Origin of the sequence: Pseudomonas juntendi (assembly GCF_009932375.1) — a bacterium.
GTDB classification, from domain to species: Bacteria; Pseudomonadota; Gammaproteobacteria; order Pseudomonadales; family Pseudomonadaceae; genus Aquipseudomonas; species Aquipseudomonas juntendi.
The window spans coordinates 1-8,373 of record NZ_BLJG01000265.1; the positions used below are offsets into that span (position 1 = coordinate 1).

General features: G+C 58.6%; 15 protein-coding genes. 8 read left to right on the top strand and 7 right to left on the bottom strand.

What is annotated here, in order from left to right; genetic code table 11:
* Position 1 precedes the first annotated feature (1 nt).
* The 7 genes from GYA94_RS27760 to GYA94_RS24045 form a co-directional block, all read right to left on the bottom strand.
* On the bottom strand, positions 2-283 hold the full coding sequence (locus GYA94_RS27760) for a hypothetical protein (RefSeq protein ID WP_167524236.1): 282 nt from the start codon (positions 281-283) through the stop codon (positions 2-4).
* A gap of 296 nt (positions 284-579) precedes the next feature.
* Complete coding sequence (locus GYA94_RS24020) at positions 580-885, bottom strand: hypothetical protein (RefSeq protein ID WP_161893235.1); 306 nt, start codon at positions 883-885, stop codon at positions 580-582.
* A gap of 63 nt (positions 886-948) precedes the next feature.
* A complete protein-coding gene (locus GYA94_RS24025; protein ID WP_161893236.1) occupies positions 949-1,122 on the bottom strand; it encodes a hypothetical protein in 174 nt (57 codons plus the stop codon).
* 64 nt (positions 1,123-1,186) lie between these two features.
* A complete protein-coding gene (locus GYA94_RS24030) occupies positions 1,187-1,618 on the bottom strand; it encodes a hypothetical protein (protein WP_161551305.1) in 432 nt (143 codons plus the stop codon).
* A gap of 392 nt (positions 1,619-2,010) precedes the next feature.
* The gene (locus GYA94_RS24035; protein WP_161893237.1) at positions 2,011-2,811 is read right to left on the bottom strand and encodes an FmdB family zinc ribbon protein; all 801 of its coding nucleotides are present in this window, start codon (positions 2,809-2,811) and stop codon (positions 2,011-2,013) included.
* Between the two features lie 103 nt (positions 2,812-2,914).
* Positions 2,915-3,214, bottom strand: a complete 300-nt coding sequence (locus GYA94_RS24040; RefSeq protein ID WP_114942258.1) for a hypothetical protein — start codon at positions 3,212-3,214, stop codon at positions 2,915-2,917.
* Positions 3,215-3,654: 440 nt separating this feature from the next.
* The gene (locus GYA94_RS24045) at positions 3,655-4,452 is read right to left on the bottom strand and encodes an XRE family transcriptional regulator (RefSeq protein ID WP_308936450.1); all 798 of its coding nucleotides are present in this window, start codon (positions 4,450-4,452) and stop codon (positions 3,655-3,657) included.
* 38 nt (positions 4,453-4,490) lie between these two features.
* On the opposite strand from GYA94_RS24045, the gene GYA94_RS24050 reads away from it, so the two are divergent.
* From GYA94_RS24050 to GYA94_RS24085, 8 genes are all read left to right on the top strand, one after another.
* Positions 4,491-4,730 carry a carph-isopro domain-containing protein gene (locus tag GYA94_RS24050; protein WP_100633219.1) on the top strand — a complete coding sequence of 80 codons (240 nt, stop codon included), beginning with the start codon at positions 4,491-4,493 and terminating at the stop codon, positions 4,728-4,730.
* Between the two features lie 30 nt (positions 4,731-4,760).
* The gene (locus GYA94_RS24055; RefSeq protein WP_060476701.1) at positions 4,761-4,961 is read left to right on the top strand and encodes a hypothetical protein; all 201 of its coding nucleotides are present in this window, start codon (positions 4,761-4,763) and stop codon (positions 4,959-4,961) included.
* Between the two features lie 18 nt (positions 4,962-4,979).
* Complete coding sequence (locus GYA94_RS24060) at positions 4,980-5,186, top strand: hypothetical protein (RefSeq protein WP_075044576.1); 207 nt, start codon at positions 4,980-4,982, stop codon at positions 5,184-5,186.
* A gap of 78 nt (positions 5,187-5,264) precedes the next feature.
* A complete protein-coding gene (locus tag GYA94_RS24065; RefSeq protein ID WP_255326984.1) occupies positions 5,265-6,071 on the top strand; it encodes a phage antirepressor KilAC domain-containing protein in 807 nt (268 codons plus the stop codon).
* Positions 6,068-6,391 carry a hypothetical protein gene (locus GYA94_RS24070; RefSeq protein ID WP_161893238.1) on the top strand — a complete coding sequence of 108 codons (324 nt, stop codon included), beginning with the start codon at positions 6,068-6,070 and terminating at the stop codon, positions 6,389-6,391. The genes GYA94_RS24065 and GYA94_RS24070 overlap by 4 nt, the downstream gene beginning before the upstream one ends.
* Positions 6,388-6,879: an HNH endonuclease gene (locus GYA94_RS24075; RefSeq protein WP_255326985.1), complete on the top strand. Its 492-nt coding sequence runs from the start codon at positions 6,388-6,390 to the stop codon at positions 6,877-6,879. The genes GYA94_RS24070 and GYA94_RS24075 overlap by 4 nt, the downstream gene beginning before the upstream one ends.
* Positions 6,876-7,631, top strand: coding sequence for an LvrA C-terminal domain-related protein (locus GYA94_RS24080; protein WP_161893239.1), 756 nt, complete (start codon positions 6,876-6,878; stop codon positions 7,629-7,631). The genes GYA94_RS24075 and GYA94_RS24080 overlap by 4 nt, the downstream gene beginning before the upstream one ends.
* A partial coding sequence (locus GYA94_RS24085; RefSeq protein WP_161893240.1) for a replication protein P occupies positions 7,628-8,373 on the top strand: 746 nt, incomplete at its 3' end. The genes GYA94_RS24080 and GYA94_RS24085, both read left to right, overlap by 4 nt.

Genomic DNA, 8,373 nt, shown 5'->3' on the forward strand with positions numbered 1-8,373 from the left:
CTCATGGCTTCACCCGGGCGGCGATCATGGCGTCGGCTTGGCGATATGCCCATTGAGCAACTTCTTGAATGGATGAGTCCTGAGGGATCGGATTGGCTGACCATCCCTGCATGGCCTTGGCCGCGAAGTAATCGCGGATGGTCAGGCCGAAGCGGGTGCCATGGCCGCCGTATTCGCTTGCGGCTACAGGGAAGGCCGGCTGCTCGCCCTCCTTGAGAGCGTCGTCGTACCGGTGCTGGGCGCCTTCAATCTGGCGATCCATTTGAGCTGCCATGTAGTCCATTTGGTGAACCTCATTAGAACCGCATTGGCCAGGAGCCAGGCGCGGGTGACCAAGCCCACCGTGAAAGGTGGCCTGGCGCCTGCCTAATGCGGTCGTGTGTGAAGGGAAGGGGATGCGGGGTGTATCGGTGATGCGACTTGGCGGGGATTCGAACCCCAAAGACTTACGCCAGCTTCGGCAGCGCTACCTAACTGGCCGCACCAGCTTGGTGTGGCGCCCCTGATCCACCGAGGCAAACTACAAGTCGCATCCCGATCACACCCTGCTATGGGGAGCAGGGCATCGGGCAGTTAACGTCAGGCGGACGTGGCGCTGGTTGTCCCTTCCGGGTCATCGCTGGTGCACGCTTTGCCGCACAGTGGGCAGTAGTTGGCGACGACCGAAACCGTTTTGTTCACGCGCTTCATGCCGCCGGTTTTCTTCGGCGCCATGTAGTGGCCGGTGACTTCGACGCAGAATCGGCGACTGGCCTTTCCGGTCTCGATGTTCAGTGAAAGGTTGTATCCCTCTGCGCGCATGTAGAAAGGCCCGGATCCTGGCGCCTCCTCAGCAAGCTGGTCAGAAACCAGCTTAACGGCATCGCTGATGCAGGTGCAGCTCATCGTCTTGCCCTCCAGGGCGGTTGATTTCCCGTCTGGCCCTGTCGCCAAGGCCAGCCAGTGAAATCAGTCATTCACGTCATCAACATCCACCCAGTCGCCGTCCATGCGGCGCTTGACACTGAATGCTTCGCTGATATCCAGAATGTCGAGGATGCCGTCGTCGGCCGCATCCAGGTCCGAATCGCTAACTTCCTCGGCGGTTTTGATTTCGCCGTCTTCGAAAATCATCAGGAACATCGTTTCTTCCACCAGTGGATTCCCCCTGATGCGCCCCGCTTGAGGCGCACCGGGGAATCGTCTGTCATTTGTGTGCTTCGGGATCTTTGATGTGCTTGTCGAACAGCTTCTTGTGACGCCGGGCGAATCGGGCAACGTGTGCAACCGCAAGCGCGGTGGCCACCGCAAGCACGATCGGGTAAAGCTTAAAGGCCACAAGCAACGCCAAGGGCCCAAGAGCCAGAGCAAGGAATGGGTAGAAGAAACCGCCTTCGCCATCCTTCCACTCACCATCTTTACCCTGGTACCCGTACTTGCAGCAGATTCCCTGGCCAGGCTCAAGTCCGCGGTACTTGTTAACCGCCTCGATCAGCGGATTGCGCTTAGGCGGCTTCGAATCATCCATCCAAGCCCAAGACCAAACCCAAGCCCAGCTAAGAAGGTAGAGAGCGAACCAAGCCAGACCAAGCAGCAGGCCAAGCCCACAAGCCAGAGCAAAATAGTTTTCAAGCTGCATTCCTCATTCCTCGTTCGTTGATTTCCCAATGCAGCCTGTCGCCAAGCTGCATCAGTGAAATCGTTCATCTCTCAGGCCCCGGTCGCTCACCCGGTATCGCGCTTCCTGCATCTGTCGAGGCATGCGCGCCGCTTGGATGCCGCGCTATTGCGGCACACCTGATCGCACCAGAGCCATGCGTGGGTGGTGGCCTGCTATGCCTGCAGGCTCGGCGGTCTGGCTTGTTAAAGAGCGGTGAGGCTTGAGGGCCTCCCGAGGGGCTGTGTAGCGCCTCGATGGGTGTAAATATGTACCAGTGGTTCACAGTAGTCAAGTACCAAAAGTACACATTTTTCTTGCGCCCACAAAAAAGCCCGCGCTAGGCGGGCTTCTAAATTGCTCTAGGGCAATGGTTACAATGGCTGGCTTGAGGGGTTTTCCAAGATCCTCTTCATCGCGCACTGACGAAGGTCGGCCATGGGTCTACCGATTCCAGCAAGATCTACGCTCCAGCTAGGCTCGCCACCCTCCACGAAAGAAATCGTCATCCTTGATGACTCAATGAGCTTCCCCTGGAAGGCTGGGATCATTTCAACGGGTATTTTGAAGGAGACCTCGCGACTGAACCCATGAGCCTTCACTGTATACGATGCTGCGTTGTCGAATGATATTGTCAGAGGCACTACCGACCCGGCGGAAATTCTCCACGACCCTTTGAAAAGCTCAATGTCTAGAGATTTCTTGCCAGATACAGACTTGATGCTGACGGTCTGGCCGACTGTCTTTCGCTCTGGTTTGATCCGCACATTGCACGATGCTGCGCCTGATGGTTCAGGGGCTGTGTCAAAGCTAACGATGTTTTTATCGCCACCGTACCAGCCAAGGCTTGTCGAGTTGGCGTATGCTTGGATGCGAGCCTGGCTTTCGGAGCTTGACGCTTGCGCAGTGCTCGACTGCGACCTCTCAATAGGCGGCGCTTTTTGGGTGGTGGATTTTTCAGATGGCCAAAAAAAGGCATACGCCAAACACGCTATTGCTCCGTACATCATCAGCCGCGATAGGGTAATAGGCCTTTTTTTCTGATAGACCCTGCCTGATATTGGGCCGTCAGAAGCCGAGAATTCAATCTTTGTGGAAGGCTTCCCACACCCAGGGCAGGCTGGTGCTGAATCTGAAATTTCGCGCTGACAATCAGGGCAGGTGATGAGTGGCATGAGAATCCTTTCGCGGTTTTGCGGATTCGCCCATCCTACCACTCTGGCCCTGAGCCATCACGCAGGCAAAGAAAAGCCCGCCTAGGCGGGCTTTTATTGGGCGTCAGTGAGGAAGGTTAGGTAGTGATTTAAGAATGGGGCCCAGATACTGCTGGGCAAGCCACCAGGTTACCCCTATGGCAGATCCGACTACCGTAGCCAACCCAATGAGAGCCCAGAGAGCTAATTTCCCTTTGGTTACCATATGGCTATCTACGTGACCAAGCGTGATTTCTGCGGATTTTGCAGAAATCTTCAGCTCAGAAACATCCGACCCGATGCCCTTGGCGTCGGTTTTAAGTTCTGCGATGTCTCTACGCATGTACTCGATGTGGCTTTCGAGCTTGGCTACGCGAGCTTCCATATCCCCACCTCCAGGCGGCGTACGACTCCCGTCAGTATTGCCCTTTCCTCTCATATGTACAACATTGGAGTCATTGGACACTTTTCGTTTCCTTCTCCAGAATTCTTCTAGTCATATGCACGGCGTTGACGTGTCGCATGCTTCCGCAGGTTTGGCACGTCAAGGGGAGAAGGACAAGGCCAGCGTCAGGATTGTCAGATAGCGGCGTGAGAGTGAATGCTACACGATCACCGTTTTGGTCGATCTCCCAAGCAGAGGCTCCGCATGCCTCGCATGCCCTGAGCACACCTACGCTCAAGAGATAGTCTTGAATCCTCTCAAGGCTTAAGGCCTCAACCTGCTCAAGCTCGACTACTAATTTTTCACTCATAGCGCTGCGCCCACTTTGTATCCCTCATTGAGCATGCGATGTTTCGGTTGGGGCTTGGTTAGGGGCATGACTAAAGCACTCCTCCGCGCCAAATTACTCGACCAAGGATGCGATGCTCATGGATCTCTCCGTCCGGCACCTTGAGGTCTGCATAAAGTGCTTTGTCTGGGTTGTCGCTGCGAATTATCCAGCCCTCTAGGTCTGAGAAGATCAGGCGCTTGACGATGGCGCCCTTGTTCTCGCTGAAGAGCGCGAACACCTGGCCGTCCACAGGATCGATCCGTGACTCATCAATCAGCAAAACGTCGCGATCACTTATGGTTGGCTCCATGCTCGAGCCCTGCGCGTAAATTACCTTTAGGTTCTTCTGGTTAAGGCCCATGAACCGGATCCATTCGCGCTTGAATGCGAGCGTCCCCCTAACCTCGACATGGTCATTGGATTGACCTGGCCCAGCCGAAACTAGGGCGGTGTACTGCTTGATGTGGACGTAGGAGTCCTCTTCGTCATCCTCGGTAGGAAAGGCGGGAATGTCGGCGGGTTGCGAAGCTAATGGCTTCGGGGCTTCTTGATCGCCATCTCGCATTCCACCGCGCCCGTACTCCAGCCACTCGACCCGGACCTTGAGCGCGGAAGCCAGGGCAAGCATCTTGGCCCCGCCGGGCATCGATTCTCCGTTCAGCCACTTGCTGCTGGCCTTGGGTGTGACCCCAGCCAGTTTCGCAAGGCGAGCACCGCCGCCCCACGACGGAATATCGTTGGCAAGCAGGGCTTCTCTCAAGCGCGCCGCGAAGGCCGCTCGTATTTCTTCTATCTGAACCATAGGTTCAATATCGCACGCGCTTGCATGTACTTTCAGTTCCGACATAATATGTACTGACAGTTCATATTTCGTTTGGAGGCCCCATGCAGGAGCTCAAGAAGGCAATCGATGACGCAGGTGGCGTGACCGCCGTTGCGCTCGCTTGCGGGAAAACGCCGCGCGCCGTCTACAAGTGGCTCACCGCTGGCTGCCTCCCGCGCACCGAATACACCGGCGAAACAACGTACGCCGAAAAGATCGCAGCCCTGGCAAAGGCCAATGGAAAGCCGCTCAAGGCTCAGCGCCTTCTGGCTGCCACTGCGCCAACCAAGACCGCCGCCTAACCCATTTCAACCGCAAGGAGCAGTACCCGCATGTACGCAGACCAGTCCCATAAGCGTGATACGCCTCGGAAGGTCCGTTTCAACAAAACCCTGGACCGCATCTTGGCCCGGGCAGCAGAGCGCGCAGAGATGCAGCACGCGACCTACCTCTACGAAATGATCGAGTGGGCCGTGGAAAACGGTGCGATTGAAGCGCTGAGCAAGGACGACAAGCAGTCTAGCGCGGCCTAGGGGCCCTATGGAGGTCACGTGCCCGAAATCGACTACGAGCGCCTGAGTGATGGTGCAAAGAGAAAGATCAGTGCCTTTGCCCTGAGCAAGGGCTTGAGCATTGATCAGGCACTTGAGGCTATTGCCATCGAGTTCCTGGCAATGGGAGGGCCGGCAATGGTCGGTAGGCCCAAAGCGAAGCTGTACCAATTGGCCCCTAAAGAGGGCCTCAAAAGTGACACCTAAATCGCAGGCACAAAAAAGCCGGGGTGCGATCCCGGCTTCTCGTACTGCATTCGTAACGCTTGTGTGAGGCAATCATATATGCAACTCAGCACCCAAGGCAATACCGGCACTTCCGCGCCACAAAACGCAAGCCACGATTTTGTGGCGCGCAGCATAACGATGAGCAGCCTCGAAATTGCCGAGCTGACAGGCAAGCTTCACAAGAACGTCATTCGCGACGTGCGTGAGGTGCTAGATGCCCTCAAGCAAGATGGCTCAGATGTGAGCCATGTCCGGGAAGACAAGGATGGGCGAGGGTACACGTCTTGTTTCTATCTGGACCGGGAGATCACCGAGACCCTACTAACCGGGTACAGCATCCCTCTGCGCCACCGGGTGATTCGCCGGCTGACACAGCTTGAGCAGGCGGCGGCCAAACCCGCCTTTGACATCACCTCTCTCAACGACCCCAAGCTGCTCCTGGCCCTGCTTACCGATAACGTGCGCAAGGTCGTAGCCTTGGAGGCCGACAACACCGAACTCAGCCTGGAGAATCATGCGCTAGAGCAGAAGGTATGCGCCGACGCGCCCAAAGTTGAGTTCTTCGACGCCGTCACCGTCACGCACGAAACCTACTCGGTTGCCGAGGCCGCAAAGCTGATCGGCACCGGGCAGAACCGGCTCATGGCGTTTCTGCGCCAGCGCCGTTGGGTAACCATTCGCAAGAACGAGCCCATGCAGGCCGCTATCGAGCGCGGCTACCTCACTGCCAAGCTCGGCACGTTCGAACACCCCGAGAACGGGCTGACTACCGTAGCCACTCCCCGCGTCACGGGCAAAGGGCTGACCAAGCTGCGCGCCATGTGGGCAAGCCGTGAGAGCGATCTGCTCGGGGGTGCCGCATGAAGGACAACGATGCCGAATCGGTGGTCGTCATCGACGAAGCCTACATGGAACAGTTCTCCGACGACCAACTGGCCTACAAAGCCTGGACAGGCGTCGACCTGGTCGAAGAGGTGCTGCTGAACGACGAGTTCTGCGCAAGCTGCATGCACGACGCCAAGATCGAGGCGGTGCATGCTTGCCTGGCCCTGCGGGTGTTGGTGCGCCGCCTTTGTGGCAGTGATCCCGAAGCGCTGCGCAAGGCCGTCCTTCAGCGCTACTTGGAGCAGAATACGCTCGACGAAGAGGTTGAGCAGATGCCGGCCTGGAGGACGCTGCAATGAGCGTCCAATCCATGATGTGGGCATTGGGGCAGCAAGAAGTCGATCCGCTCGAAAAGTTCGTGCTGCTCTGCATCTGTGACAACGCGCAGGAGCCGTTCTCCAGCGTCAGTGCCGCCTCTATCGCGCGCTACACCAACATTCCGGAGGATCAGGTTAAGCGCCTCATTGAAGGCCTTGAAGATCGGAGGCTGATCGAGGTTGCCGGGCGCGATAGGTTCATCCTGGCCTTCGAAGGTGATGCTCCCGCCAAACCATCCTACCGGAAAAAGGTGATCAGCCCGAGGGTTCGACTATCCGTGTTTGAGCGCGATGGGTACGCCTGCCTGCGCTGCGGTAGCCGGGCCGATCTGCGTGCCGATCATGTCGTTCCAGAGGTCCAGGGCGGCGAAGCTACAGAAGAGAACCTGCAAACCCTATGCGCCCCGTGCAACAGCTGGAAGGGCGCGAAGACCGTAGATTTCCGTGGCCAAGGGAGGCGCACAGCATGAGCATCATCCGTGCGCCTCGCCCCGAGGCCAATTTCTACATGCTCAACAAGTCGATCAGCGAGGACGGGCGCCTGAGCTGGGCCGCCCGTGGCCTTCTGGTTTTCCTTCTCGGCAAGCCTGACCACTGGGCCGTATCCGTAACTCACCTGCGCAACGAGACTGCCAAGTCGACGAAGCCAACCGGTCGTGACGGCGTGTACGGCCTGCTGCAAGAGTTGATAGCCGCCGGCTACGTCGAGCGCCGCCAGGACCGTTGCGAGTCCGGCTTGCTGGGCGAAACCCATTACGTCGTCTCGGAAACACCGCTTCCGGCTTTGCCGTATCCGGTTGAACCGCTTCCGGCTCAGCCGTATCCGGCAAATCCGACACTAGTAAGTATTGAAGGTAAGCAAGGACTGAAGGGAGTAAGGACTGACTCTCGCGAAAGCGAGCTGGTCGACTTCGAGCGCTTCTGGAAGCTCTACCCGCGCAAGGTGAGCAAGGCCGACGCCAAGAAGGCCTGGGCGAAGATCAAAGTCGGTGCTGACCTGTTCGACCTGATGGCCAAGGCCTTGGCTGCCTGGACCGTTTCGACCGACTGGACCAAGGATGGCGGCCAGTTCATCCCGCACGCCTCGACCTGGCTGAACGGCAAGCGCTGGGAAGACGAACTTCCGCAGCCAGCAGGCGCTGCCCCGTTCGCATCCCGCCGCCCAGCCAGCGGTCCCGACTTCAACGACACCAGCTGGGCTGATGACCTGGGGGGCTTATGAGTGCACAACCGAAACTGCGCAGCGTGACGCAGATCATGGCCACGGCCGGCAACCTGCCTGCCGAGGTCCCGGCCCCGGCCAAGCAGCTGGACCCAGGCACCACCGAAGTGGTCAACGCCCTGTTCAAGGAGCTGCAGGCCATCTTCCCGGCGTGGAAGCAGGCCTGGCCGGATGACGAGGCGCTGAAGGCTGCCAAGCGCAGCTGGATCAAGTCCTTCGTCGCCGCAGGCATCAACACGCTCGAGCAGATCCGCTTCGGCATCCAGAAGTGCCGGGTGCTGGGTACAGACTTCGCCCCGAGCAGCGGCAAGTTCATCAAGCTGTGCCAGCCAACTCCGGAAGAGATGGGTATTCCGCCGCTTGCGCGGGCCCTGGCAGAGGCGCTGGAGAACTTCCACCCCAGCAGGGCAGGTTCCCGTGTTTGGTCGCATGCAGCGGTGCGCCACGCGGCCCTGCAGTGCGAGGCGCAGAACCTGGGGTCGATGGAGGTGGAGCGAGCCGAGAAGGTGTTCGCCCGGGCCTACGACATCACCATCCGCATGCTGGTGGCCGGCGAGCCACTTGGCGACATCGCCACCGGTATCGGCCACGACAGCCAGAAGAGCGCCGCCCAGTTGGCAGACGAGTACGCCAGCCAGAAGCAGGCCCGCCTGCTGGAGATCCAGCAGATCCCAACCAGCGCCGCCGCGTGCCGTGCACACCTGCTGGCCAAGTTAAACATCAAGCGCGCCGGGCAGCCGGC

Bases quoted from the DNA above. Each gene is read 5' to 3' on its own strand.
- GYA94_RS24065 (WP_255326984.1), top strand. From the start codon at position 5,265: ATGCAACTCAGCACCCAAGGCAATACCGGCACTTCCGCGCCACAAAAC.
- GYA94_RS24020 (WP_161893235.1), bottom strand. From the start codon at position 885: ATGAGCTGCACCTGCATCAGCGATGCCGTTAAGCTGGTTTCTGACCAG.
- GYA94_RS24080 (WP_161893239.1), top strand. From the start codon at position 6,876: ATGAGCATCATCCGTGCGCCTCGCCCCGAGGCCAATTTCTACATGCTC.
- GYA94_RS24050 (WP_100633219.1), top strand. From the start codon at position 4,491: ATGCAGGAGCTCAAGAAGGCAATCGATGACGCAGGTGGCGTGACCGCC.
- GYA94_RS27760 (WP_167524236.1), bottom strand. From the start codon at position 283: ATGGACTACATGGCAGCTCAAATGGATCGCCAGATTGAAGGCGCCCAG.
- GYA94_RS24035 (WP_161893237.1), bottom strand. From the start codon at position 2,811: ATGCCACTCATCACCTGCCCTGATTGTCAGCGCGAAATTTCAGATTCA.
- GYA94_RS24070 (WP_161893238.1), top strand. From the start codon at position 6,068: ATGAAGGACAACGATGCCGAATCGGTGGTCGTCATCGACGAAGCCTAC.
- GYA94_RS24075 (WP_255326985.1), top strand. From the start codon at position 6,388: ATGAGCGTCCAATCCATGATGTGGGCATTGGGGCAGCAAGAAGTCGAT.
- GYA94_RS24030 (WP_161551305.1), bottom strand. From the start codon at position 1,618: ATGCAGCTTGAAAACTATTTTGCTCTGGCTTGTGGGCTTGGCCTGCTG.
- GYA94_RS24025 (WP_161893236.1), bottom strand. From the start codon at position 1,122: ATGTTCCTGATGATTTTCGAAGACGGCGAAATCAAAACCGCCGAGGAA.
- GYA94_RS24045 (WP_308936450.1), bottom strand. From the start codon at position 4,452: ATGTCGGAACTGAAAGTACATGCAAGCGCGTGCGATATTGAACCTATG.
- GYA94_RS24040 (WP_114942258.1), bottom strand. From the start codon at position 3,214: ATGGAAGCTCGCGTAGCCAAGCTCGAAAGCCACATCGAGTACATGCGT.
- GYA94_RS24055 (WP_060476701.1), top strand. From the start codon at position 4,761: ATGTACGCAGACCAGTCCCATAAGCGTGATACGCCTCGGAAGGTCCGT.